This is a genomic window from Streptomyces gamaensis (assembly GCF_042656465.1).
GTDB classification, from domain to species: domain Bacteria; phylum Actinomycetota; class Actinomycetes; order Streptomycetales; family Streptomycetaceae; genus Streptomyces; species Streptomyces gamaensis.
The window spans coordinates 17,711-40,892 of the sequence record NZ_JBHSPB010000015.1 but is presented as its reverse complement, the minus strand read 5'-3'; the positions used below and the strand labels follow the sequence as shown (position 1 = coordinate 40,892).

The following is a 23,182-nucleotide window of genomic DNA, read 5'->3' as shown; positions in this document are numbered from 1 at the left end:
CCCACGGACCGTGATCTCCGGGTCGGGAGGTGATGTCAGTGGGTGGTCGTACGGTGGACCCATGCGGCCCGTTTCCCAGATCGAACGCAAGGTGGCGCCCTTCGAGGTCGTCAGCCCCTACCAGCCCAGCGGTGACCAGCCGACGGCCATCACCGAGCTGGAGCGGCGCATCCGCGCCGGCGAGAAGGACGTCGTCCTGCTCGGCGCGACCGGTACCGGCAAGTCCGCGACCACCGCGTGGATGATCGAGCGGCTGCAGCGGCCGACGCTCGTGATGGCGCCCAACAAGACGCTCGCCGCCCAGCTGGCGAGCGAGTTCCGCGAGCTGCTGCCGAACAACGCCGTCGAGTACTTCGTGTCGTACTACGACTACTACCAGCCCGAGGCCTACGTCCCGCAGTCGGACACCTACATCGAGAAGGACTCCTCGATCAACGAGGAGGTCGAGCGGCTGCGTCACTCCGCGACGAACTCGCTGCTGACGCGGCGCGACGTGATCGTGGTCGCCTCGGTGTCGTGCATCTACGGCCTGGGCACGCCGCAGGAGTACGTGGACCGCATGGTGCCGCTGAAGGTCGGCGAGGAGATCGACCGCGACCAGCTGCTGCGCCGCTTCGTGGAGATCCAGTACACGCGCAACGACCTGGCCTTCACGCGCGGCACCTTCCGGGTGCGCGGCGACACCATCGAGATCTTCCCGGTCTACGAGGAACTCGCCGTCCGTATCGAGATGTTCGGCGACGAGATCGAGGCGCTGTCGACCCTGCACCCGCTCACCGGCGAGGTCATCTCCGACGACCAGGAGCTCTACGTCTTCCCCGCCAGCCACTACATCGCCGGAGCCGAGCGGATGGAGCGGGCGATCGCGGGGATCGAGCGGGAGCTGGAGGAGCGGCTCGCCGTGCTGGAGAAGCAGGGCAAGCTGCTGGAGGCGCAGCGGCTGCGCATGCGCACCACCTACGACATCGAGATGATGCGGCAGGTCGGTTCCTGCTCCGGCATCGAGAACTACTCGCTGCACATGGACGGCCGTGAGCCCGGCTCCCCGCCCCACACCCTCCTCGACTACTTCCCCGAGGACTTCCTGCTCGTCATCGACGAGTCGCATGTGACCGTGCCGCAGATCGGCGCCATGTACGAGGGCGACGCCTCCCGCAAGCGCACGCTCGTCGAGCACGGCTTCCGGCTGCCCTCGGCCCTGGACAACAGGCCGCTGAAGTGGGAGGAGTTCACGAAGCGCATCGGGCAGACCGTCTACCTGTCCGCGACCCCCGGTCCGTACGAGCTCTCGCGCTCCGACGGCTTCGTCGAGCAGATCATCCGGCCCACCGGTCTCGTCGACCCGGAGGTCGTCGTCAAGCCCACCGACGGCCAGATCGACGACCTGGTGCACGAGATCCGTACGCGGGTGGAGCGTGACGAGCGCGTCCTGGTCACCACGCTGACGAAGAAGATGGCCGAGGATCTCACCGACTACTTCCTGGAGTTGGGCATCGCGGTGCGCTATCTGCACAGCGACGTCGACACGCTGCGGCGGGTGGAGCTGCTGCGGGAGCTGCGCGCGGGCGAGTTCGACGTGCTCGTCGGCATCAACCTGCTGCGCGAGGGCCTGGACCTGCCGGAGGTGTCCCTGGTCGCCATCCTCGATGCCGACAAGGAGGGCTTCCTGCGTTCGGGCACCTCCCTGATCCAGACGATCGGCCGCGCGGCGCGCAATGTCTCCGGCCAGGTCCATATGTACGCGGACAAGATCACCCCGGCCATGGAGAAGGCCATCGAGGAGACCAACCGCCGCCGCGAGAAGCAGATCGCGTACAACAAGGAGCGCGGTATCGATCCGCAGCCGCTGCGCAAGAAGATCGGCGACATCGTGGCCGACATCGTGCGCGAGGAGCTCGACACGGAGGAGCTGCTGGGCACGGGCTACCGCAAGTCCGACAAGGGCAAGGGCGCGGCCGCCAAGGGCAGGGCGCCGGTTCCGGCGGCCGGGAAGGCCGGGGCCGGTGCCAAGGGCGGCAGGAAGAAGGCCAAGGCCGAGCCGGTGGAGGCGACGGACCGGCCCGCGGCACAGCTCGCCGAGCTCATCGAGGAGATGACCGACCGGATGCGGGCCGCGGCGGCGGAGCTGCAGTTCGAGGTCGCGGCGCGACTGCGCGACGAGGTGGGCGAGCTGAAGACGGAACTGCGGCAGATGAAGGAGGCGGGCCTGACCTGAGGGGCGCGTGCCGGCGGGGGGCGGGGGCGGCCGTGCCGGACACGGCTGCCGGCCTCGCGGCCAGCGGTGGGCTTCTCGGGGTTGGTGGCCGGGCGCGCCGCGCCGGGGCCGTGGGCGTGCGTCAGGTGGATGTCTCCGGGGGGTGGTGGCCGCGCCCCGCGCGGCGGTTCGCTGTGCCCGTGGGCGCGCAGGGCCCGAGGGGCGCGTGCCCGGGAAGCCCCTGTCGGGCCGGACGGCAAGCCGTGGCCGCGTGCGGGGCGCCCGTCCTCACCCTGGGTGACTTGGCGGTATCTTTACCTTTCTGTGGGGCCTCCTGTACCGTTCTGGGTTCGCTCGGAAAGCTGCCGGAGGAACACGTGGACGTCTCCTTGACCCTGTGGGGCCTGACCATCCTCGGTCTGTGCGCCCTCGTCGCCGCCGACTTCTTCATCGGCGGCCGCAAGCCGCACGAGGTCTCCGTCAAGGAGGCGGGCATCTGGACGGCGGTCTGGGTGGCCCTGGCCGGGCTGTTCGGGCTCGGGCTGCTGGTCTTCGGCGGCGGCGGGCCCGCCACCGAGTTCTTCGCGGGATTCATCACCGAGAAGTCGCTCAGCGTCGACAACCTCTTCGTCTTCGTGCTGATCATGGCGAAGTTCTCGGTGCCGGCGGCCTACCAGCAGCGGGTCCTGATGGTCGGCGTGCTCATCGCGCTCGTCCTGCGGGCCATCTTCATCGGCGCGGGCGCCGCGATCATCGCCAACTTCTCCTGGATCTTCTACCTGTTCGGGGCCTTCCTCGTCTGGACGGCCTGGAAGCTCATCCAGGAGGCCCGCTCCGGGGAATCGGAAGAGGAGTTCGAGGAGAACCGCTTCCTGAAGGCGGTCGAGCGGCGCTTCCCCTCGACCGACCGCTACCACGGCACCGCGCTGTTCGTCGTCGAGAACGGGCGGCGGCTGATGACCCCGATGCTGATCGTCATGCTCGCGATCGGCACCACCGACGTGCTCTTCGCGCTCGACTCCATCCCCGCGATCTTCGGCCTGACCCAGGACCCGTACATCGTCTTCACCGCCAACGCGTTCGCGCTCATGGGTCTGCGCCAGCTGTACTTCCTGATCGGCGGGCTGCTGGAGAAGCTCGTGCACCTCTCCTACGGGCTGTCGGTCATCCTCGGCTTCATCGGCGTCAAGCTCGTGCTGCACGCGCTGCACGAGAGCGGGGTGGCCGTGCCCGAGATCAGCATCCCGGTCTCGCTGGGTGTCATCTGCGCGGTGCTGGCCGTCACGACGTTCACGAGCCTGCGGGCCGCCCGGCGGCAGACGGCCGCCGGGCAGGCGGGCGGCGACGGCGCGGCCTCGGCGGCCGGTGCCGTCGCGGACCGGGACGGCGCGGGCGTCTGACCGTATCGGGCGTCCCGGGGCCGCTGACGGGACCGTGAGCGGCTCAGGAGGCTGCGTGCGCGCGTCCCTTCCTCAGCCCGTCGACCGGCCCGTACGGGCCTACGCGGGCGCCCCGTCGGCGGGTGCCGGCTGCGGGGCCGCCGGGGGCCCGGTTTCCGGGAGGAATGCGAAGCAGCCGAGGCTGAGGAGTGCCACGGCGGTCAGGAAGACGGCCATGCCCCACGGCGGCCCGTCGCCCCGGGAGAGCGCTGTCGCGACGAGCGGGGTGACCGCGCCGCCCAGGACGCCCGCCAGGTTGTAGCCGACGGCCGCACCGGTGCAGCGCACCCGGGGCGCGTACAGCTCCGGCAGATACGCCGCGATCACGGCGAACTCGGCCGAGGAGGCCAGGCCCGCGCCCAGGAAGCCCAGCAGCATCGGCAGAGGGCGTCCGGTGTGCAGCAGGGCGGCCAGCGGGACCGTCCACAGGGCGATGGCCGCGCAGGCCGCCAGGCACAGCGGACGGCGCCCCACGCGGTCGCCCAGCAGCGCGAACAGCGGCGTGGCCGCGCCCGTCACACAGACCATCGTCATGACGCAGCCGAGCATGACCGTGCGGTCGACCCCGAGCCGCTCGGTGCCGTACGACAGCGCCCACGTGGTGACCGTGTAGAACACGGAATACGCCACCGAGAGCCCGCCGGCGGTGAGCAGGACGAGCCGCCAGTGGTCGCGGACGACCTCGGCGAACGGCAGGGAGGCGGTGCCGCGCGCCGCCAGCTCGCGGAAGTCGGGGGTCTCGGCGAGCCGGGCCCGCAGCAGCAGCCCGGCCGCGACCAGCGGTGCGGCGCACCAGAACGGCACCCGCCAGCCCCAGGAGAGGAACTGCCGCTCGTCGAGGCCGGCGGACAGGGCGAGGGTGATGCCGTTGGCCAGCAGGAAGCCCACGTACGGCCCGAGCTGCGGCAGGCTCGACCACAGGGCGCGGCGGTGGGCGGGCGCGTGCTCGACGGTCAGCAGTACCGCGCCGCCCCACTCGCCGCCCAGTCCCAGCCCCTGGACGAAGCGCAGGAGCAGCAGCAGGACGGGCGCGGCGGGGCCGATGCGCGCGTACGTGGGCACCAGGCCGACCGCGACGGTCGCGAGCCCGGTCAGCAGCAGGGAGAGGACGAGGACCGGCCGTCGGCCGTGCCGGTCGCCGAGGTGGCCGAAGAGCACCGATCCCAGCGGCCGCGCGAGGAAGCCCGCGCCGAAGGTGCCGAAGGCGGCGAGGGTGCCCGTCAGGGGGGAGGCGGTGGGGAAGAAGAGCGGGCCGACGACGAGCGCCGCCGCGGTGCCGTAGACGAAGAAGTCGTAGAACTCGATGGCGGTCCCGGCCATGGCGGCCGACGCCAGCCGGAACATGCCCGGGGGACGGCCGGTTTGCGCGTCATGTCGCTGCATGCACTGCCCAACTTCCGTTGGGCGCGGTCGGATACGGGCGCTCCTTGGAACCGGCCACTCATGCGCGTGTGCGGGGAGGGAGGGGTGTGGCGCAGCATGCTTGAGATGCTTCACTTTTCGGCCAGTCCACGAGCTCCACTTCGGTCGGCTCTGTGGCGGAGGGGAATGAGATTGCCGCATGAGGAACGCGAGTTGCGTCCGGAAACATCCCGGTTACACGGCGCACCGCAGGGCAGGATGCTCCCTGGCAGCGCTCAAGGGTCCCCAGTCGACCAGGGAGGGCAAATGACAGCAGTGGAAAAGAAGTTCGTCCGCCTGCTCCATCAAGCCGACGAGCGGGCCAGGGAAGAGTATCCGGAAGCCCGCTTCCTTTTCGCGGACGGGCGGACTCCCAATGGCACGTCGGCGAATGTCGACGACTTCGGCATGTGGCGGTTCGCTTTCGCCGTCGAGGAAGGAACCATCTTCCTCGCAAACGAGAAGCCCTGGGATCCGTCCTTCGTCGTCGAGTTCGTCCCGCAGCACATGATCGGCGCCCGGGGGATCCCCGTCCCGTCCGTGCAGATGGACATCACTGACGCCGACCGGCTCATCAGGGACACGGGCTACAAGGGGCCGTACAGCGCACTGCACATCAACTGGCCCCTCGCGCCGCTCGTGACCGAGCCGCACTACACCTTCCAGACCCCCAACGCGGGGTACTGGTCCATCGGTGTCTACACCGGAAAGATCTCGCACCACAGCTGACCGCGTCGCGGCAGACGGCTCCGGGCCTTCGAGGCCCGGAGCCGTCCGCGTATCCGGGTCCGCGCTGCCGCGCGGCCCCTGGATCACCAGCCGCGTGCGCGCCACTCCGCGAGGTGCGGGCGCTCCGCGCCCAGCGTGGTGTCGGCGCCGTGGCCGGGGTAGACCCAGGTCTCGTCGGGGAGTTGGCCGAAGAGCTTGCTCTCGACGCCGTCGAGGAGACTGGTGAACGCCTCGGGGTCGTCGTGGGTGTTGCCGACGCCGCCGGGGAAGAGGCAGTCGCCGGTGAAGAGATGGGGGTGGCCGTGCGGGTCGTCGTAGACCAGGGCGATGCTGCCCGGGGTGTGGCCCACCAGGTGGCGGGCGACCAGCTCGACGCGGCCGACGCGGATGACGTCGCCGTCCTCCACGGGCACGTCGGTGGGCACCGGGATGCCCTCGGCGTCGTACCGGCCCGCGTAGGTGCGGGCGCCGGTCGCGTCCACGACCTCGCGCAGCGCGCCCCAGTGGTCGCCGTGCCGGTGCGTGGTGACGACGGACGCGATGCCGCTGTCCCCGATCAGGGTGAGCAGGGTGTGCGGCTCGGCGGCGGCGTCGATGAGCAACTGCTCGTCCGTCGCGCGACAGCGCAGCAGATAGGCGTTGTTGTTCATCGGGCCGACCGCGACCTTCGAGATCATGAGGTCGGTCAGCTCGTGCACGTCCGCCGGGCCGCCGACCGTCACTGCTCCGGTGTAAGTCATGGGATCAAGCCTAGTTCTAGAAGGGCGGCAGGGTGGGGACGGGGGCCCCGCCCGCGTCCAGGGCGCGGGGTGCCCGCCGGCCGGTGAGCCAGCCCAGGAGGTCGGGGGCGGGGCCGGTGACGGTGAGCGCGGTGCCCCGCGCGGCGCCCGTGTGCCAGGCGTGGCCGTCGTCGGCGACGATCTCGATGGCCGGGAGGTCGTCGCGGCCCGCGAAGCGCTGGGCGAGGAAGGCGATCTCCCGGTCGGTGAACTCCCCGGGCAGGTCTTCGAGTTCGTAGCCGATATCAAGGTCGACATGATGGATTTCGACCTCGGTCCACCGGCGCAGGGGGACGCGTGCGGCGGTGTCGGTGACGCCGTTGCGCAGGACGACGGTGCGCGACCAGTCGGTGATCCCGTCGGCGGCCCGCTGCAGCCGGGCCGCGCCCTCGCGGAGGTCGGCGAGCTGGACGGCGAGCGGGCGCGGGGCGTCGCGCTGGATGTCGGCGTCGCGGGCCTCGGCGGAGGCGTACATGGGGCGGCCGGTCAGTACGTTGACGAGGGCGTCCGCGTTGCGGGCGAGGTGGGCCAGGATGTGGCCACGCGTCCAGCCCGGCAGCCGGGAGGGGGCGGCGAGCGCGGCGTCGTCCAGGGAGGCGGCCGCGCTGAGCAGTCGGCTGGTCGCTTCACGTACAGAGGCCAGGTCGTGCACATGATCCGTCATGCGGCCGACGATAGTGCCGCCACTCGTGCGGGTGAAGGTGGTGGACTTCCACCCTAAATCGAATGTGCGTGCTATAGGCTCGGTCCGGAAGCGGATCCGACGTTCACTCGCCGCCCCCCATACCCTGGGTCGGGGGCGCGGTGCGCGCCGTGGCGATCCTCGCCGGCGAACCGCTCTCACAGCCTCAGGAAATCCCGCAGTCCCGAAGGACCCGTTCTCCCCTTGCGAGACCCGTTCCCAGGACTCTCACGAAAGGTGCCGACCGGCGTGGCTGACCGTCTCATCGTCCGTGGCGCTCGCGAGCACAACCTCAAGAACGTCTCGCTCGACCTTCCCCGTGACGCGCTCATCGTCTTCACGGGGCTCTCGGGTTCGGGCAAGTCGTCCCTCGCGTTCGACACGATCTTCGCGGAGGGGCAGCGCCGGTACGTCGAGTCGCTCTCCTCCTACGCGCGCCAGTTCCTCGGCCAGATGGACAAGCCGGACGTGGACTTCATCGAGGGCCTGTCCCCGGCGGTGTCCATCGACCAGAAGTCGACCTCGCGCAACCCGCGCTCCACGGTCGGCACCATCACCGAGGTCTACGACTACCTCCGGCTGCTGTTCGCCCGTATCGGCAAGCCGCACTGCCCCCAGTGCGCCCGCCCGATCACCCGGCAGTCCCCGCAGGCCATCGTCGACAAGGTGCTGGAGCTGCCCGAGGGCAGCCGCTTCCAGGTGCTCTCGCCGCTCGTGCGCGAGCGCAAGGGCGAGTTCGTCGATCTCTTCTCCGACCTCCAGACCAAGGGCTACAGCCGGGCCCGCGTCGACGGGCGGACGATCCAGCTCGCCGAGCCGCCGAAGCTCAAGAAGCAGGAGAAGCACACCATCGAGGTGGTCGTCGACCGCCTCACCGTCAAGGACAGCGCCAAGCGCCGCCTGACCGACTCCGTCGAGACCGCGCTCGGCCTGTCCGGCGGCATGGTCGTCCTCGACTTCGTCGACCTCCCCGAGGACGACCCCGAGCGCGAGCGGATGTACTCGGAGCACCTGTACTGCCCGTACGACGACCTGTCCTTCGAGGAGCTGGAGCCGCGCTCGTTCTCCTTCAACTCCCCCTTCGGCGCCTGCCCCGAGTGCACCGGTATCGGCACGCGCATGGAGGTCGACCCCGAGCTGATCGTCCCCGACCCGGAGAAGTCCCTCGACGAGGGCGCCATCAGCCCCTGGTCGCACGGCCACACCAAGGACTACTTCGGCCGCCTCGTCGACGCCCTCGCCGGCGAGCTCGGCTTCCGCACGGACATCCCCTGGGCCGGACTGCCGCAGCGCGCGAAAAAGGCGCTCCTCAATGGTCACAAGACGCAGATCGAGGTGCGCTACCGCAACCGCTACGGGCGTGAGCGCGCCTACACCACCGCCTTCGAGGGCGCCGTGCCCTTCGTCAAGCGCCGCCACTCCGAGGCCGAGAGCGACGCCGGCCGCGAGCGCTTCGAGGGCTATATGCGCGAGGTGCACTGCCCGGCCTGCGAGGGCACCCGGCTCAAGCCGATCGTCCTCGCCGTGACCGTGCAGGGGAAGTCCATCGCCGAGGTCGCCGCGATGTCGATCAGCGAATGCGCCGACTTCCTGCGGGAGATGACCCTCACCGGCCGCGAGAAGAAGATCGCCGAGCGGGTGCTGAAGGAGGTCAACGAGCGGCTGCGCTTCCTCGTCGACGTCGGCCTGGACTACCTCTCCCTCAACCGCGCCGCCGGCACCCTCTCCGGCGGCGAGGCCCAGCGCATCCGCCTCGCCACCCAGATCGGCTCCGGTCTGGTGGGCGTGCTGTACGTGCTGGACGAGCCCTCCATCGGCCTGCACCAGCGTGACAACCACCGCCTCATCGAGACGCTGGTGCGCCTGCGGGACATGGGCAACACCCTCATCGTCGTCGAGCACGACGAGGACACCATCAAGGTCGCCGACTGGGTCGTCGACATCGGCCCCGGCGCGGGCGAGCACGGCGGCAAGGTCGTCCACAGCGGCCCGTTGAAGGAGCTGCTGCGCAACAAGGACTCGGTCACCGGGCACTACCTCGCGGGCAAGAAGTCCATCGCCACCCCGGACGTGCGCCGCCCCGTCGACCCCAAGCGGCAGCTGACCGTGCGCGGCGCCCGCGAGAACAACCTGCGCGACATCGACGTCGCCTTCCCCCTCGGTGTCCTCACCGCCGTCACCGGCGTCTCCGGCTCGGGCAAGTCGACCCTCGTCAACGACATCCTCTACACGCACCTCGCCCGTGAGCTCAACGGCGCCAAGGCCGTTCCCGGTCGGCACACGCGCGTGGACGGCGACGACCTCGTCGACAAGGTCGTGCACGTCGACCAGTCGCCCATCGGCCGCACCCCCCGCTCCAACCCGGCCACCTACACCGGCGTCTTCGACCACGTCCGCAAGCTCTTCGCGGAGACCATGGAAGCGAAGGTCCGCGGCTATCTGCCCGGCCGCTTCTCCTTCAACGTCAAGGGCGGCCGCTGCGAGAACTGCTCCGGCGACGGCACCATCAAGATCGAGATGAACTTCCTGCCGGACGTGTACGTGCCGTGCGAGGTCTGCCACGGGGCGCGCTACAACCGGGAGACCCTGGAGGTCCACTACAAGGGCAAGTCCATCGCCGAGGTACTGGACATGCCCATCGAGGAGGCCCTCTCCTTCTTCGAGGCCGTGCCCACCATCGCCCGCCACCTGCGCACCCTGCACGAGGTCGGCCTCGGCTACGTCCGCCTCGGACAGCCCGCGCCCACCCTCTCCGGCGGCGAGGCCCAGCGCGTCAAGCTCGCCAGCGAGCTGCAGAAGCGCTCCACCGGGCGCACGGTCTACGTCCTGGACGAGCCCACCACCGGGCTGCACTTCGAGGACATCAGCAAGCTGATCTCCGTGCTGTCCGGGCTCGTCGACAAGGGCAACAGCGTCATCGTCATCGAGCACAACCTCGACGTCATCAAGACCGCCGACTGGGTCGTCGACATGGGCCCCGAAGGCGGCTCCGGCGGCGGCCTCGTCATCGCCGAGGGCACCCCGGAGGACGTCGCCTCCGAGCCGTCCAGCCACACCGGCAAGTTCCTGCGGGAGCTGCTGGGGGACCGGGTGAGCGACTGCCCGGCGGCCAGTGCGAAGAAGAAGACGGTGGCGGCGCGGAAGTCTCCGGCGAAGAGGACGGTTTCGGCGAAGGCCGGTTCCACCGGTTCCGCTTCGGCGAAGAAGGCCGCTTCCGCGAAGAAGGCGGCTCCGGCGAAGAAGACGGCTTCGCGGGCGCGGAAGAGCTGACGGCTCGATTCGGCGGGGCCGGGGGAGCGGTGTGCTTTCCCGGCCCCGTTGCCGCTGTCCCCGGGTCCCGGTGGACCGGGACCCGGTGGGTCCTGCCGCCTTCTTGTAAAGAACGTGGGGTAAGTACCAAGCCCTTCCAGCCCTGTTGGAACCTCAGGTGACGGGGCCGCCGATGCCGTCCGCGTCGCCACTTCGTTCTGGAGCAGTGTGAACCGCCGCGACTTCCTGACCGGATCGAGCTTCGCGCTCTCCGCGTGCACCACCCCCGTCACCCGCTGGCTCGTCACCCCCGCCGACGGCACCGCCCATCACTGCGGCCTGGCGCAGGTCGGCCGCCTTGATCTGGACGAACTGCGAGACGCCGCCGATGAGGCCCGCCGCTGGGACTCCAAATACGGCGGCGGGAACTGGCGGGCCAACTCCGTCACCACCTGCTTGGAACACCGGGCCGCCCCGCTGCTGCAAGGATCGTTCTCCGACGAGGTCGGCCGCGAGCTGTTCTCCGTCACCGCCGAGCTCTCCCGCCTCGCCGGCTGGACGGCCTTCGACGTCGGCCAACACGAGGTCGCCCAGCGGCACTTCATCCAGGCCCTCTGCCTCGCCCGGGCTGGCGGGGACGTCCAGCTCGGCTGCTATGTCCTGACGACCATGGCCATGCAGGCTCTCATGCGCGGGTTCGCAGAGGAGGCCATCGACATGGCCCAAGGCGCCTTCGAACGGCCAAACACGACGCGGTGCCCCGGGTGCTGGCCTTCACCAAGCTCATCGAAGCCCGCGCTCACGCGCGAACCTCCGATGCCCGTGCCGCCTCCAGGGCCCGGGCCGCCTCTGAAGGGCTCCTCGAACGGACCCGCGAGGACAGCGGCGACGAGCCGGGGTGGATCGACTTCTATCATCACGCGCGGCTCTCGGCCGACGCCGCCGAGGTCTTCCGCGACGTGAAGAACCCCAAGGCCGCCCTGGCCTGGAACCAGCAGGCCGTCGCCATGCAGCCCGGGGTCTTCACCCGCTCCGTCGGCATGCGGCTGGCGATCGTGGGGACCGCCCACCTCCAGGCCCGCGACCTCGACCACGGCCTGGAGCTCGGCAACCGCTCCGTCGCCATCCTCGCCCGCGTGAAATCGGCCCGCGCGCTGGACTACGTGCGCGAGTTCAACGCCGCCCTGGCCCCCTGGCGACGCGAGCCGGCCGTCCGCGAGTTCCTCCACCGGACCCGCGAGAACCTCGGGATCACCGTTGGGCGCGGTTCTTCTCAAGTGACGGTGTTGATCAGGCCGTGCGATGTCAGAGTGGGGCGAGAAGCATAAGGATCTCGTCGCGGTTGTCGCCTGGGGCAAGACGGAGGGCCTGGGGCCAGCGGCCTATCTCTTTCCAGCCTAGCCGTCCGTAGAATTTCTCAAGGCCCATGCCGCTGCGGGCGGCGAGGTGGAGTTGTTCCAGGCCCATCTCGTCGCGGGCGATCGTGCGAACTTCGTTCATGAGCGCCACTCCGAAGCCCTGTCCCCGCAGTGCGGGGCGGGTCTGGACATGGTGGAGCGTGCCCCAGTGCGCGGTGAGTTCAAAAGGATCCCGGCGGACGTTGAGCCAGCCGACGAGTTCCCTCTGGACCGAGGCCGTGAGCAAGCGACTGGTTTCGGGGGCGAGGGAATGGACGATCCTGTCCACCGCCGGGGCCGCTTGCCCGTCGTCGATAGGAGGAAAGGGGAAGCCTGCCGCTCCTCCGGCGTTGGTGACCTCCACCCAGCATTCGGCAAGCCGTTGCCTCACCTGGGGTGTGACCTGGTGGGGTGCCGTGAACTGCTGAAGGAGAAGGCCACTGTCGGTCATCTCGGGATCATCGCATGGAAGGGTGGGGAGAGTTTGTTCCGGGAGAAGGCCGTTTTCATGGCTGCTCCTGCTACCGGCTCGTCCTCCGGCGTCATCTCGGCCAGCACTCGTCGACCGTCTCGCGCGCGATCCGCAACCGTTCCAGGCTTCCCCGGGCCTCCTCAAGTCGGCCGTTCAAGTCGGCGAGCTCGGCCTCCAGTTCCTCCCCCCCGCCTGAGCGGACGCTTCCCGAATCTCCAGCTCCTCGAACAACGAGCCCATCCGCCACCCCCTCTACCACCACGGTAGAGGTGAGCAGTCCCGCCCACAGCCCCGGACAGCGCCCTCCCAGGGGCAGCCCCTCCCTTGTTGCCCGGGGAGCCTTGCCAGTGGTCTGGTGCACGATCAAGATGCCCCCACATATAGGGCCCAGCCTGTCCTACTTCCCTAATACCGTCCTTCCATGAGCCATGAAGACACGTCAGCATTGACGTTCCGTTATTCGGCTGTCACATTCGACTGCCCCGACCCTGCCGAGCTGGCCCACTTCTACGGAGAAGCCCTCGGTATGCCCGTAGCCTTCTCCACCGACGACTTCGTCCTGCTCAGCCAGGACGGCGCCGCCGGACTGGGATTCAACCGGCTTGCTGACTACCGCCGTCCCACCTGGCCGGACCCTTCCCAGGAAAAGCAGGCCCATATAGAACTAGGCGTCGACGATCTGGACGCCGCTCAGGCTCGCCTGCTCGCTCTGGGGGCCGTCAAGCCCGAATTCCAGCCGGACCCCGACAGATGGCGGGTCCTGCTGGACCCCGCAGGCCACCCGTTCTGCATCACCACCCTGGTCTGAGCACAAGCTGCAAGCCGATCACCGCCACGACTGCGTGGCCCCGGGCAGGGCAGCGAACTCGCAGCTGTCCCGCCCAGGGCGGAGCCATTGACGTCCATCCCTCTCTTCGGGGATGCGGAAGAGCTGATCGCCAAATGAGGGTGACGAGTCGTCTGTTCCTCCGCCCACCTCCGACCAGGCGGGCTACAGCTTGACCGCCCGACCACGATCTTCCCTCGAAACGAACCGCACCCATCGCCGTTTAGCTGCTCAGACGCGGAGCAACGGTCACGGGACCCGGGTGCGCCCGTGGGGCCCCGGTGCGGTCGGCTGCGGCAGGGTCATGACTGCCTTACGCGGTGGGGCGTCGCCCAGTGCGTCGTGAACTGTTCGCGGATGCGGGCCGCTGCCTGTCAGGCATCCGTCACTGCGGCCTGGGCCTCCTCGCGAACCGCCAGGCAATCGTCCATGGCCTCACGCCATTTCGGGTCATGGCGGTCCAGGGTGTTCGCGGCGTCCAGGGCCGCCCGGTAGCGGGCCGCCAGGCGGGGAAGGCGCTCGATCTCGATTTCTGTTGCCCATTTGACCTGGAAGAGGCGGATGGGGCGGAACGAGCCGTGCTGGGTGGCCGAGGTGAACGCCAGGTCGCGGTCCGCCTGGAACTCGGCCAGTCGAGAAGGGGCGACACGAGCGAGTGCGGCACGTAGCTCGGGGAAAGCCATCTCCGGCCGTGGGATCAGCTCGGGAGAGGGCTCGTGATGCTGCGCGGTCATGGCTCCTCGGCTCCTCTGGTCATGCAGCGCATTCCGGCCAAGGTCGGTTCAAGGTACCCGGGTCGGTACCGGGTCGAGGGGACCGGGACCCGGTGGACCGGGAACCGGTGGGCCCCGACGCCTTCTTGTAAAGAACTGGGGGTAAGTACCAAGCCCTTCCAGCCCTGTTGGAACCTCAGGTGACGGGGGCGTCGTCTTTGGGGCCGGTCTCACTCCATCGGGTGAGGCGGCGAAGTACGCGGGATGCGGGGCGAGTTGCGTGTGTACGTTCGCGACAAGAACCCCATACACGCAGACGGCCCCCGACAGGACTGCCATCCTGGCCGAGGGCCTGATCATCAAGGAAGTCGGACCTTCCCAATGACTGAGACCCAGCCTATCGCCCAGGCGTCCGCCCGCTCCAGCTCATCCACCGTCCCGCGACGCGGGGTCACCCATGTCCGTCACCGCCACACCGAGCGTTTCACGGTCGTCGGCAATCACCTGGCGCTGCACGGTTCGCTGTCGCTGGTCGCGCGCGGCCTGGCGGTGTACATCCAGGCCCTCCCGGACGGCGCGAGGATCGGTATCAAGCAGCTGGTGGAGGTCTTCCCGGAGGGCGCGACCGTGATCGGCCGCGCGCTCAACGAGCTGGAGGCGGCCGGGTACTTGCTGCGGAAGCGGGTGCGGGGGAAGGACGGGCGGGTGCGGACGCGGACGACGTGGTACGAGCACCCGGGGGCGCGGTGGGGGATGGCGCCGGGTGGCCCGGCGGTTCCGGACGGTACGGGCCGTAATCCTGCGGACGGGCCGGGGCACCCGGAACCGCAGCTGCCGACACGTACGGACCGTACCCCCGCGAACGTACCGGCGGCCCCCGCCCCCGCCCCCACCCGGAAGGCCCCCGAACTCCCGCCCGTGGACCAGGAACCCGTGGACCAGGAGGCGGCCGACCTCCTGGCCTCCCTCCGCCGCCGCGACCCGCGCCTGCTGCTCTCCGGGCGGGACATCCGGCGCATGGCCCCGCTCGTCCGGACCTGGCTGGACCGGGGTATCGGCCCGCACCAGCTCAGGCACACCCTGACCCGCGAACTCCCGGCGGAGGGCCTGAAATGGCCCGCCAGAATCCTCACCCACCGCCTCACCGACTGGCTCCCGCCCGCCCTGCCCGCATCCGCACCGGCCGCACCGAAGCCGGAGCCCGTACGCCCCCACCCCCTGCGCAACTGCGACGGCTGCGACCGCGCGTTCCGAGCACCCCACCCCGGACTGTGCCGGGACTGCCGCGAAGCAGCGGCGTGAGTCGGCCTGGGCATCACGTGCGGTGCGTATGCGCCCAGTGCCGGCCGAAATCGCGCTGCGTACGGGCGTACGCGGCCCAGTCACGGCAGGCGGCGGCCCGGTCCCGTAGGTCCGCGAGCCGCCCGCACTCGGTACACGAATCCACTTCACTGCGGGCGATGACCGTAGCCCCGCCCGAGTGCGGCACCGGAACGCTCACGGGCACACCTCCCGTACGTGCTGCTGTCGCTCGTCCTCGATCGCGAACGCGTCCCGCATCCGCCCGTCCCGGATCGCCATGGTCCGCGCCATGCTCAGCCGCGCACACCGCAGGCACCAGTGCGTCTCCTCCTCCTGCTCCGTCACCGGCTGCCCCGCCGGCTCCCGGCATTGCCCTCCGCCACCCGGGCACTCAGCAACTCCCGCTCGGTGAGCGGTTCGAGCGCGGACGGCTGAGCGGTCCACTCAATGCCGCCGCGCACGGGTCGGAGGGCGTAGCCGTTGCCTTCTCTGGCCATCACCTGGCCGAGGCGATTGGCCTCCGTGTCGCGCACGATCTCACCGATTTCCGGGGTGTGCATCGAACCTCCATCGAACGTGTCCCGCTCATGCGGAACGGGCAACTACCGTGTGTGCCAGCTCACTTTGGCGACGGAGCGGTGCACTCGGGAGTGCCTGTGGTCCAGCCAATGACATAGTCAGATGCCGCGTACACGGAGTTGCCCGATGCCCCCTGCCAAGGAACTCGACCCGTCCGCGTCCCCGCAGGCCCTGTACGGGGCGGAACTGCGGCACCTGCGGGAGACGGCGGGGCTGTCGCAGACCGACCTGGGCAAACTGGTGCTGTGCAGCGGGGCGTTCATCGGCCAGCTGGAGGCCGGGACACGGCGGATGCCGCCGGATCTGGCGCAGCGGCTTGATGTCGGACTGGGTACGAACGGGTTCTTCGAACGGCACTGCGGAGCGATGCGGAAGTCCAAGCATGCGGATTACTTCGCAGAGGCGGCCGAGCTGGAGCCGTATGCCAAGTCCATCTGCACCTACGCCCAGACGTTCGTGCCCGGCCTGCTCCAGACAGAAGAGTACGCAAGAGCAGTCACCAGTGCCGCTATGCCAGTAGCTCCCATTGCCCAGGTTGATCGACTGGTTTCCGGGAGACTTGAGCGGGCTCGCATCCTTGACCATCCAACAACGCCCTCGTTTTGGGCGATTCTGGATGAGAATGTGCTCCGACGGTGCGTCGGTGGACCAGCAACCATGGCCGGACAGCTCATGCACATTGCCGAAACCGTACGCCGTCGACGCGTGCTCATCCAGGTGTTGCCACTTGCGGCAGGAGCCCACGCGCTCATGGGTGGCATGGCCACGGTCATGGCGTTCCCCGATGACGCCCCAGTGGTCTACACCGAGGGGCAGCACACAGGACAACTGTTGGATGATCCGGCGCTAGTCGCCCGGTACATGGAATCCTACGATCTTGTACGGGCCGCCGCACTGCCACCTGAGGCGTCCCTGGCCTTGATCGAGTCCACGGCGGAGGACTACACGCATGCGAACGACGCTTGAACAGCATCGTGGTACGTGGCGTAAGAGCAGTCACAGCAACGGCACCGGCGGCGAATGCGTAGAGATGTGGCGCAAAAGCAGCCACAGCGGTGGCGCTGGCGGCAGTTGCCTGGAAGTCGCCGACCACATAACCGGAACCGCCCCTGCCCCCGCCACTGTCCCCGTCCGCGACAGCAAACGTACCCCCCACGGCCCCGTACTCATACCCAGGGCGCCGGCCTGGACCGCCTTCATCACCGCGATCCGGACCGGCGCCCTCTGAACCACTCTCGCCCCAAGCCCGCATCGAACCCGGATGGCGCCAGGGCCGCGAACCCCGATCCAACCGACCCGTAGTTGGAAACACGCTTGTCCGTCATCCATGCCACCCGGCAGCTGGCCTCCTCACCCCGCGGCCTGCACTCCGAAGGCGGAGTTACAGGAGGCCTGGACCCTGGAATTCGGGGCTCCGCACACAGGGGAGTAGCCGCACGCGCACCACGGGGTGGCCAGGACTCGTTCCCGGTCACCCTTTCACTTCGGCCCCCGCTTCAGCGGAACTGCCCGCAGGGGCGCCGTCACCGGGCATCGGGATCGACAACACAGTTTGCCTACGTCACTGGCCCCAGATCGTAGGCAAATCGTTGCCGCATCGCCGCCTGCCGAGCGGCCTCCGGCTCACGCACAACTCGGGACTGCGGCAGATGCTTGACGACGTCTGGTGGCTCCTTGACCAGCCGATGGAGATCGTCGCCACGTACTGGGGCCCAGGTCGGCGTTTGTCCGGGTGCGGCCAGTCGGGTCGGCGGAGCCGAATAAGCTGACAGAAGGGCCGGGCCGAAGCAGCCTGGTTGTCACCTGGGAGGCAGGCTGCGTGTCACAGACGCTCAATCAGCAACCGTCCTGTCACCAGGTCGAGGAATGACGCGTGAGGGGCTCGCCGGGATGCTCGGCGGGCAGACCACGGCGTGTGGACCTGCACGCGATGCGTTGATCGCCGGTGGACCCTTCATCGTCTGGGACGGCCCGGTTCCTGCCGACCGTCTCGCACACGTCTACCGGAGGCGGCTCCGTATCACCCACCGGCGCGGCCAGCCGACACTGGCCCTCGCTGCCACTGTCGACCTCCTCTTCCAGGCAGCAGAAGAGCCTCTCTGTATCGGGCGTATCGATGCGCCGGACAGGTCCTGGACGTTCATGCTCTTCCTCAACGCCACCGCCACCGCGGTAGTGGCCTGCACCGGCGTTGCCAGAAGCGAGCCCCCGGCAGGGCCAGCCGCTGACGCAAAGTGACCACGCGCCTGCCTTTGTCACAACTACCTTGCTGCGGCTCAGCCGGCCGCCGCAGGGTCCGGCTCGAACTGGTCGCGCCGAAACCGGAATTCCAGGAAACCTGGGCCCTGGAATTCATGGCCTCGCACACGGAGGAGTAGCCGCACTCGCACACGGTGGCCGGGACGCGTTCCCAGCCACCCTTCGCTTGGCCCCTGGCTACCGGCTCGTCAGCCGATTCCGCACCGCCTTCAGCAACTCGACTCGCCCCACCCGCAACGTCAACGCATCCTGCCCTGCCATCGGCTTCGCGTACCACGGCATCCCGAACCGCCGCCAACGAGCGGGCTTGAGCGACGCCTGTGGCGGTACGGGCACGGACGACTCGTGATCCCCCACCGCCAGGCGGAGGGTGAACTCCCATTCCCCCACGGCATCGCACCGCACCACCGCCTTGAACGTACCGCCCGGTGCCACTACCTCGACCGGCACGGATCGCTCCGCCCCGCGCGGCCCCCTGGCGCTCACCGTCAACGCTCCGTCGGGCCAACCAGCGAGCGTGCAGCATCCGTTCACGATCAGAGTGGCCGGATTGCCCGCCGACCACTCCGCACCCGCGACACGCAGATGGGGCAGCACGCGATGCCGGGTCTCACCCACGTCCAGCGTGAGATTGCCGTAGGGCTTCGTGGTGAAGAGAGCGACGGCCGTCCCCGTGCTCGTGACCAGCGTGGTCGTCGCGGTCGTGACCGAGTCGGCGCGACTGCTGCCCAGGCGGGCCTCCTTGACCACGCCCTGTGCGTCCACCGACAGCGAGATGTCCCAGAGGCCGGCCGACAGCGACGCGAAGTCGATCGTGATGTCAAAGCGGGACGGGCCGCCGTCCTCTCCGGCGTCCGGAACCGAATCCACCGGCAGGCGCTGCTCGCCTTCTGTCCCCCGCTTACGGAGTACCAGCTCCATGGCCACATCGTTCGCCGGTATTCGATGGATGTACGCGTGCCCCGTGAGGCGCAGCCCCGTTCCGTCGATGTCGGTGGAGTCGACACGGTGGCGAAGGCGCAGTTCGGACGTGATGTCGTAGCAGTCGTCGGGGATGTTGAGCGTGGAGTCCCGGAAGTACGGATAGAGGGCGTAGGCGCGGCCTTTCTCTGTGTGGATGTCCGGGTCCACCGTGGCTGCGGGCGCCAGGGTGGTGATCTCGGAGTTCGCCGCGCCCCGGTCCAGTTCCCAACGGACGAGAGTGAGGAGTTCGTCGAGGAGTGCATGGCGTATGAGGTGGCAGCGGAGCCGGAAGATGGCGGGGAGGCGGGCCGCCAGGCCCTCGGTCCAGTACGGGGATATCAGGTCGGCCAGCTCACGCAGCAGCTTGTCCTGTACGCCGCGTTCCGGCTCGCGGAACAACTGCAGTACGGCTTCACGTAGTTCTACGGCGAAGTGGCGGTGCATCAGAGCATCACGGTCCGGGCCGGCCGGGACGTGTTCCGCTATGAGCTCGGTCATCGTCCGGAAGAGGTCGATACGCATCCGCGTGCTGTGTTCCCGCGCGGTGATGTTGTTGCCGTCCTCGCGCGCGAGGCAGTGCAGGCAGTCGTAGTCCGCGACTACGGATATCGCGGCGGCCTTGAGATACGCGGCGGCGGTGAACGGCTGGTCCTCGCCGATCGACAGGCCCGTGTCGAAGCGGAGTTGATGCCGCTCGATCAGTTCGCGTCGGAACAGCTTCAAGGGGCCGAGCGTCCAGTACACGCGCGAGCTGAAGACGTCCGTCTTCGGCTGATTGCGCCGGAACATCGACTGCGGTACGCGACGCCCGCCCTCACCCACCATGCGCCCGAGAACGACGTCGGAACCGTTCGCCTCCGCCGCCGCGACCATGCGCTCCAGGGCCTCGGCCCCGAGGTGGTCGTCGGCGTCGAGGAAGAAGACGTACCGGCCGGTGGCACGGCCGAGCGCGAGGTTGCGGGGTGCGGCCGGGCCGCCGGAGTTCGGCTGGTGAATCACCTGCATCTGCGGTGCGTGCGCCGCCAGGCGGTCCAGTTCGGCCGACGTACCGTCCGTGGAACCGTCGTCCACGACGATCAGCTCGATGCGGTCCGTACCCAGAGTCTGGTCGAGGACGGACGTGACGCTGCGCGTGACGTACGGCATGGCGTTGTACGCGGCAATGATGACCGTGACGTCCGGCCCAGGCATGGTGATGCTCCGTTTCCGCAGTCCAGGGTTTTGTTCAAGGATATAAGGAACCTTGAACCAGATTTTGCGTCTGCGGATGGTGCTTCAGTTGGTCGGGACCCACCTCGCCCGGTGACGCCACAGGCGCCGGGCAGGGCACTGCGGCGCCCGTACCGAACTGGTCCCACCGAAGCCGGAGTTCCAGAAAACCTGGGCCCTGGAATTCATGGCTGTGCACGCGGAGGAGCGGTCACCTTGGGCACGTCGCTCTCCCCGGCCCGACGGCCGGTCCGGTTGGCTCAGGGATACATCCTGGCGCCCTTGAGTACCTTGTCCACGTCGTTGCGCGGCCCGTAGAGGGCGATGCCGACCTGCCGCGAAGCGGCGGCGTGAATCAGACGGGCTCGGAGTACCACGTGCGGTGCGCTCGCGACCGGTGCCGGCCGAGGGTGCGCTGCGTACGGGCGTACGCGGCCCAGCCACGGCGGATCGCTCCTCCATCACCGCGATCCGGACCGGCGCCCTGTGCTTTCCCTCGTGGCGTTCAGCGCCCGACGGCGTCCACTGAATGTGCTCTGAAGCGTGATCACTGGTGAGATACCCTCGGCGGGTGGGCGCGCCGGGGGAAGGTAATCGCATGCGTGAAGATGAGCTCGAAGAGATCGAGGAGCTGTGTTCCGCGGCCACTCAAGGGCCCTGGTTCGTCCGCGCTTTGGACGATACCCATGCCATGAATCTTGTCGCGGTGAGTACGGCTCCGGATACCGGTCGTGCCGAGAGATGGCCAGAGTTTGATCACCGGGAAATCGTCGCTGCAACGTTGGTGCATCCGCGCTATGTCGACTCCGGGGATGAGCGGTGGGACGAGAATGCGGCCTTCATCGCCATGGCTCGGGAAGCCGTGCCGCGCCTCGTAGAGGAAGTCAGGCGTCTTCGATCCTTGCTCGCGGACACGGGAGGCGAGTGAGGAATTCCTGATACAGGTCTGAAGCGGTGGCCGAGCAACGTCTGATGCTCCCGCTGATCTCTCCCCCGTTGAGGGCGCGGAGCTCACGGTGGGTTGTCGGAGTCTGGCTTCGCGGCGCTACATGGAAAGACAACCCCAACTACATGCCCGCAGGGGAGTTATGGACGTATTTCACCTCGTCGCCGTCGGCAGCGACGGCCGTCGCGAGCCGGTCGACCTCGAAGTCGAGGACTCGGGCGCACCGAGCATCAAGCTGATCCGGGCTAACGGGACAACCAGCGTTCACGCGGGCCGAGATCTCTTCGACTGCTTGAAGGACGCTCGTCAAAGCCTTGAGCAAGACGGCCTCCTCATCTGCTGTCAAGGCGCACGTCCCACGGTCTTCCCGTCGGGGATGGGGCGCCAGATGTCGAACGGTCGGCTTGCCTACCCGTTGCGGAGGGATCCGCCTCTGACCGACGCGGACTTGGTGGACATCTTCGAGCCGGCCGAACTTTGCGAAGTCGGCACAGTAGAAGATCAACGCCGGTCGGTGATGAGGTTCTTCGGATTCTCCAACGGGCAGCAGGATGCGTCGGCGCCTGCCACCTGCCCGCCGGGCTGTGGGATGCCCAGCGGGCTGCCACGAACCAGGCCAGCATATGATTCTGACGGCCCATCGGTTCTGGATCGAGGGCGGCCTGCTGGTCCTCGGACGCATCCGCCCAGTGAGTGAGCGAGTATGAAATTTCTGCTGGATCAAGAGGTTGACGTGACAGTGGTTGCGATTCGCCCCTGGGGCCTGGATGTCGAATCCCCGGACGGAACCCGAGGTTTTATTGACATCGCCAAGGACCCGGCCTGGCGTTCGGGCGGTCGATCCACCGCCGTCGGCAGCGTGCTCCGTGTCTGCGTGGTCGACGATGAGCGTGACCCGGCCAGGCTCAGCGCGCTCGACGTGGATCTGGAGATCGCACGCAGGCTGAGGGAAGAGCAAGCGAAGCACGTCCGGTGAAGCCGGCCGAAGGGGCTGGACGGTCCGCACTGAATCTGCTGTCCGGGCAACGGGTCACGAAGGCGTACGCGATCGTCTGCCTGCTCGACACAGGGAATGAGCGTTCACCGGCCGAAGGAATGGAGTTCCTGCTCGCCGACGGCCGCTCCGTTCTTCTCTCCTGTGCCACGGACTGGAGCTTGGAGGTTGCGGAGGGGGCCTGGCCCGAACTGCCCGACTGGTGCTGGCCTGCCGAGTCGTGGGCTCATGAGGAGATCGAGCGGATCGGCGCTCCAGGGCTCGACAAGGTAGTGCGGATCTCGGGGATTCATAACTCTGTGGGGGAGCTGTCCGGGGCTCTCCTGGAGTTTCCTTCGGCTTTTCTGGAGGTACGGGCGGGTGCCGCAGTGACCTGGGAGATCACCCCCAAGCCGCAGTGCTAGCCCACCTGGCGGACCCCGCCTCCGGCACACACCCGGCCGCGGCGTAGGACACAGCAACGCGCACCCCGCACCCCTGCCCCGGGCCTCCCGCCCCGCCCCGGAACCGGGCGGCCTCGCCGTGCCGGGGTGCGGCCCCAGCCAGCGGGAACGCTGCCGGTAGGGTCAAGGCGGAAGAACCACCGCCCCCGCTGGAGCCCCGCATGAGCAGCCTCCCCGCACCGCAAGCCTCCCGTCGTACCGTTCTGCGCGGCACTGCCGCCCTCGCCGGTGCGGTCGGTGTGTGCGGGGCGGCGGGTGCGTGCCAGGGGGCGGGTGGGGGGAGGCCCTCGGCGACGCCGACCGCGCCGGTGGAGCTCGGTGATCCGGGAGAGGTCCCTGTCGGCGGGGCGAAGCTCTACCGCGAGCAGCGGGTCGTCGTCACGCAGCCCGCGAAGGGCGAGTACAAGGCGTTCAGCGCGGTGTGCACGCACGCCGGGTGCGTCGTGGACAGCGTCAAGGACGGGAAGGTCCGCTGCCCTTGCCACGGGAGCGAGTTCGAGGTGGCGACGGGCAAGGTGCTGCAGGGCCCGGCGGGTGCCCCGCTGCCGTCCGTACCGGTCCGGGAGACCGGCGGGAAGCTGATCGCGGGTCCGGAGGCGTAGGGCC

At 68.9% G+C, this 23,182-nt stretch carries 23 protein-coding genes; 14 read left to right on the top strand and 9 right to left on the bottom strand.

The window, feature by feature from the left end; translation table 11 throughout:
- The first annotated feature begins 61 nt into the window (after positions 1-61).
- Positions 62-2,215 carry an excinuclease ABC subunit UvrB gene (gene uvrB, locus ACFP1Z_RS22995; RefSeq protein ID WP_390318946.1) on the top strand — a complete coding sequence of 718 codons (2,154 nt, stop codon included), beginning with the start codon at positions 62-64 and terminating at the stop codon, positions 2,213-2,215.
- Positions 2,216-2,571: 356 nt separating this feature from the next.
- Positions 2,572-3,594: a TerC family protein gene (locus ACFP1Z_RS22990; RefSeq protein ID WP_390318945.1), complete on the top strand. Its 1,023-nt coding sequence runs from the start codon at positions 2,572-2,574 to the stop codon at positions 3,592-3,594.
- A gap of 99 nt (positions 3,595-3,693) precedes the next feature.
- On the opposite strand, the gene ACFP1Z_RS22985 is transcribed toward ACFP1Z_RS22990, so the two are convergent.
- On the bottom strand, positions 3,694-4,977 hold the full coding sequence (locus ACFP1Z_RS22985; protein WP_390319207.1) for an MFS transporter: 1,284 nt from the start codon (positions 4,975-4,977) through the stop codon (positions 3,694-3,696).
- Positions 4,978-5,301: 324 nt separating this feature from the next.
- On the opposite strand from ACFP1Z_RS22985, the gene ACFP1Z_RS22980 reads away from it, so the two are divergent.
- A complete protein-coding gene (locus tag ACFP1Z_RS22980) occupies positions 5,302-5,763 on the top strand; it encodes a hypothetical protein (protein ID WP_390318943.1) in 462 nt (153 codons plus the stop codon).
- 83 nt (positions 5,764-5,846) lie between these two features.
- Here the strand turns inward: ACFP1Z_RS22980 and ACFP1Z_RS22975 are convergent, their stop codons facing one another.
- Both ACFP1Z_RS22975 and ACFP1Z_RS22970 read right to left on the bottom strand, forming a co-directional pair.
- Complete coding sequence (locus tag ACFP1Z_RS22975; RefSeq protein ID WP_390318941.1) at positions 5,847-6,503, bottom strand: MBL fold metallo-hydrolase; 657 nt, start codon at positions 6,501-6,503, stop codon at positions 5,847-5,849.
- A gap of 16 nt (positions 6,504-6,519) precedes the next feature.
- Positions 6,520-7,206, bottom strand: a complete 687-nt coding sequence (locus ACFP1Z_RS22970; RefSeq protein WP_390318939.1) for a maleylpyruvate isomerase family mycothiol-dependent enzyme — start codon at positions 7,204-7,206, stop codon at positions 6,520-6,522.
- 267 nt (positions 7,207-7,473) lie between these two features.
- Between ACFP1Z_RS22970 and uvrA the strand changes: the two genes are divergently transcribed.
- Positions 7,474-10,494, top strand: a complete 3,021-nt coding sequence (gene uvrA / locus ACFP1Z_RS22965; RefSeq protein WP_390318937.1) for an excinuclease ABC subunit UvrA — start codon at positions 7,474-7,476, stop codon at positions 10,492-10,494.
- A 153-nt stretch (positions 10,495-10,647) separates the two neighbouring features.
- On the opposite strand, the gene ACFP1Z_RS22960 is transcribed toward uvrA, so the two are convergent.
- Entirely contained in the window at positions 10,648-11,199 is a 552-nt protein-coding gene (locus tag ACFP1Z_RS22960) for a hypothetical protein (protein WP_390318935.1), read from the bottom strand.
- Positions 11,200-11,228: 29 nt separating this feature from the next.
- Between ACFP1Z_RS22960 and ACFP1Z_RS22955 the strand changes: the two genes are divergently transcribed.
- Complete coding sequence (locus tag ACFP1Z_RS22955) at positions 11,229-11,801, top strand: hypothetical protein (protein WP_390318933.1); 573 nt, start codon at positions 11,229-11,231, stop codon at positions 11,799-11,801.
- On the opposite strand, the gene ACFP1Z_RS22950 is transcribed toward ACFP1Z_RS22955, so the two are convergent.
- Entirely contained in the window at positions 11,779-12,321 is a 543-nt protein-coding gene (locus tag ACFP1Z_RS22950; RefSeq protein ID WP_390318931.1) for a GNAT family N-acetyltransferase, read from the bottom strand. The two genes, ACFP1Z_RS22955 and ACFP1Z_RS22950, sit on opposite strands and share 23 nt — an antisense overlap.
- Before the next feature lie 442 nt (positions 12,322-12,763).
- On the opposite strand from ACFP1Z_RS22950, the gene ACFP1Z_RS22945 reads away from it, so the two are divergent.
- Entirely contained in the window at positions 12,764-13,150 is a 387-nt protein-coding gene (locus ACFP1Z_RS22945) for a VOC family protein (protein WP_390318929.1), read from the top strand.
- Between the two features lie 392 nt (positions 13,151-13,542).
- On the opposite strand, the gene ACFP1Z_RS22940 is transcribed toward ACFP1Z_RS22945, so the two are convergent.
- A complete protein-coding gene (locus tag ACFP1Z_RS22940) occupies positions 13,543-13,902 on the bottom strand; it encodes a hypothetical protein (RefSeq protein ID WP_390318927.1) in 360 nt (119 codons plus the stop codon).
- A 360-nt stretch (positions 13,903-14,262) separates the two neighbouring features.
- Here ACFP1Z_RS22940 and ACFP1Z_RS22935 point away from each other — a divergent pair, with 360 nt between their 5' ends.
- Positions 14,263-15,183, top strand: coding sequence for a helix-turn-helix domain-containing protein (locus ACFP1Z_RS22935; RefSeq protein WP_390318925.1), 921 nt, complete (start codon positions 14,263-14,265; stop codon positions 15,181-15,183).
- A gap of 195 nt (positions 15,184-15,378) precedes the next feature.
- On the opposite strand, the gene ACFP1Z_RS22930 is transcribed toward ACFP1Z_RS22935, so the two are convergent.
- Both ACFP1Z_RS22930 and ACFP1Z_RS22925 read right to left on the bottom strand, forming a co-directional pair.
- Entirely contained in the window at positions 15,379-15,528 is a 150-nt protein-coding gene (locus tag ACFP1Z_RS22930; protein ID WP_390318923.1) for a hypothetical protein, read from the bottom strand.
- Positions 15,525-15,743 (bottom strand): hypothetical protein, encoded by a 219-nt coding sequence (locus ACFP1Z_RS22925; RefSeq protein ID WP_390318921.1) that lies wholly within the window; start codon positions 15,741-15,743, stop codon positions 15,525-15,527. The genes ACFP1Z_RS22930 and ACFP1Z_RS22925 overlap by 4 nt, the downstream gene beginning before the upstream one ends.
- Before the next feature lie 145 nt (positions 15,744-15,888).
- On the opposite strand from ACFP1Z_RS22925, the gene ACFP1Z_RS22920 reads away from it, so the two are divergent.
- The 3 genes from ACFP1Z_RS22920 to ACFP1Z_RS22910 all read left to right on the top strand — a co-directional run bounded on the left by ACFP1Z_RS22920 (position 15,889) and on the right by ACFP1Z_RS22910 (position 18,000).
- Positions 15,889-16,728 carry a helix-turn-helix domain-containing protein gene (locus tag ACFP1Z_RS22920; RefSeq protein WP_390318920.1) on the top strand — a complete coding sequence of 280 codons (840 nt, stop codon included), beginning with the start codon at positions 15,889-15,891 and terminating at the stop codon, positions 16,726-16,728.
- Positions 16,712-16,990, top strand: a complete 279-nt coding sequence (locus ACFP1Z_RS22915; protein WP_390318918.1) for a DUF397 domain-containing protein — start codon at positions 16,712-16,714, stop codon at positions 16,988-16,990. The genes ACFP1Z_RS22920 and ACFP1Z_RS22915 overlap by 17 nt, the downstream gene beginning before the upstream one ends.
- Before the next feature lie 638 nt (positions 16,991-17,628).
- Complete coding sequence (locus tag ACFP1Z_RS22910; RefSeq protein WP_390318916.1) at positions 17,629-18,000, top strand: hypothetical protein; 372 nt, start codon at positions 17,629-17,631, stop codon at positions 17,998-18,000.
- 198 nt (positions 18,001-18,198) lie between these two features.
- On the opposite strand, the gene ACFP1Z_RS22905 is transcribed toward ACFP1Z_RS22910, so the two are convergent.
- Entirely contained in the window at positions 18,199-20,175 is a 1,977-nt protein-coding gene (locus ACFP1Z_RS22905) for a glycosyltransferase family 2 protein (RefSeq protein WP_390318914.1), read from the bottom strand.
- Between the two features lie 616 nt (positions 20,176-20,791).
- On the opposite strand from ACFP1Z_RS22905, the gene ACFP1Z_RS22900 reads away from it, so the two are divergent.
- From ACFP1Z_RS22900 to ACFP1Z_RS22885, 4 genes are all read left to right on the top strand, one after another.
- Complete coding sequence (locus ACFP1Z_RS22900; RefSeq protein ID WP_390318912.1) at positions 20,792-21,121, top strand: hypothetical protein; 330 nt, start codon at positions 20,792-20,794, stop codon at positions 21,119-21,121.
- Positions 21,122-21,842: 721 nt separating this feature from the next.
- Complete coding sequence (locus tag ACFP1Z_RS22895; RefSeq protein ID WP_390318910.1) at positions 21,843-22,115, top strand: hypothetical protein; 273 nt, start codon at positions 21,843-21,845, stop codon at positions 22,113-22,115.
- Positions 22,112-22,537: a hypothetical protein gene (locus ACFP1Z_RS22890; protein WP_390318907.1), complete on the top strand. Its 426-nt coding sequence runs from the start codon at positions 22,112-22,114 to the stop codon at positions 22,535-22,537. Before ACFP1Z_RS22895 ends, ACFP1Z_RS22890 begins: the two co-directional genes overlap by 4 nt.
- A gap of 200 nt (positions 22,538-22,737) precedes the next feature.
- Complete coding sequence (locus ACFP1Z_RS22885; RefSeq protein ID WP_390318905.1) at positions 22,738-23,178, top strand: Rieske (2Fe-2S) protein; 441 nt, start codon at positions 22,738-22,740, stop codon at positions 23,176-23,178.
- Positions 23,179-23,182: the final 4 nt, after the last annotated feature.

Bases quoted from the DNA above. Each gene is read 5' to 3' on its own strand.
- ACFP1Z_RS22935 (WP_390318925.1), top strand. From the start codon at position 14,263: ATGACTGAGACCCAGCCTATCGCCCAGGCGTCCGCCCGCTCCAGCTCA.
- ACFP1Z_RS22975 (WP_390318941.1), bottom strand. From the start codon at position 6,503: ATGACTTACACCGGAGCAGTGACGGTCGGCGGCCCGGCGGACGTGCAC.
- ACFP1Z_RS22910 (WP_390318916.1), top strand. From the start codon at position 17,629: ATGACGCGTGAGGGGCTCGCCGGGATGCTCGGCGGGCAGACCACGGCG.
- ACFP1Z_RS22885 (WP_390318905.1), top strand. From the start codon at position 22,738: ATGAGCAGCCTCCCCGCACCGCAAGCCTCCCGTCGTACCGTTCTGCGC.
- ACFP1Z_RS22950 (WP_390318931.1), bottom strand. From the start codon at position 12,321: ATGACCGACAGTGGCCTTCTCCTTCAGCAGTTCACGGCACCCCACCAG.
- ACFP1Z_RS22940 (WP_390318927.1), bottom strand. From the start codon at position 13,902: ATGACCGCGCAGCATCACGAGCCCTCTCCCGAGCTGATCCCACGGCCG.
- uvrB (WP_390318946.1), top strand. From the start codon at position 62: ATGCGGCCCGTTTCCCAGATCGAACGCAAGGTGGCGCCCTTCGAGGTC.
- ACFP1Z_RS22900 (WP_390318912.1), top strand. From the start codon at position 20,792: ATGCGTGAAGATGAGCTCGAAGAGATCGAGGAGCTGTGTTCCGCGGCC.
- ACFP1Z_RS22905 (WP_390318914.1), bottom strand. From the start codon at position 20,175: ATGCCTGGGCCGGACGTCACGGTCATCATTGCCGCGTACAACGCCATG.
- ACFP1Z_RS22925 (WP_390318921.1), bottom strand. From the start codon at position 15,743: ATGCACACCCCGGAAATCGGTGAGATCGTGCGCGACACGGAGGCCAAT.
- ACFP1Z_RS22985 (WP_390319207.1), bottom strand. From the start codon at position 4,977: ATGTTCCGGCTGGCGTCGGCCGCCATGGCCGGGACCGCCATCGAGTTC.
- ACFP1Z_RS22920 (WP_390318920.1), top strand. From the start codon at position 15,889: ATGCCCCCTGCCAAGGAACTCGACCCGTCCGCGTCCCCGCAGGCCCTG.
- ACFP1Z_RS22945 (WP_390318929.1), top strand. From the start codon at position 12,764: ATGAGCCATGAAGACACGTCAGCATTGACGTTCCGTTATTCGGCTGTC.
- ACFP1Z_RS22970 (WP_390318939.1), bottom strand. From the start codon at position 7,206: ATGACGGATCATGTGCACGACCTGGCCTCTGTACGTGAAGCGACCAGC.
- ACFP1Z_RS22895 (WP_390318910.1), top strand. From the start codon at position 21,843: ATGAAATTTCTGCTGGATCAAGAGGTTGACGTGACAGTGGTTGCGATT.
- ACFP1Z_RS22980 (WP_390318943.1), top strand. From the start codon at position 5,302: ATGACAGCAGTGGAAAAGAAGTTCGTCCGCCTGCTCCATCAAGCCGAC.
- ACFP1Z_RS22915 (WP_390318918.1), top strand. From the start codon at position 16,712: ATGCGAACGACGCTTGAACAGCATCGTGGTACGTGGCGTAAGAGCAGT.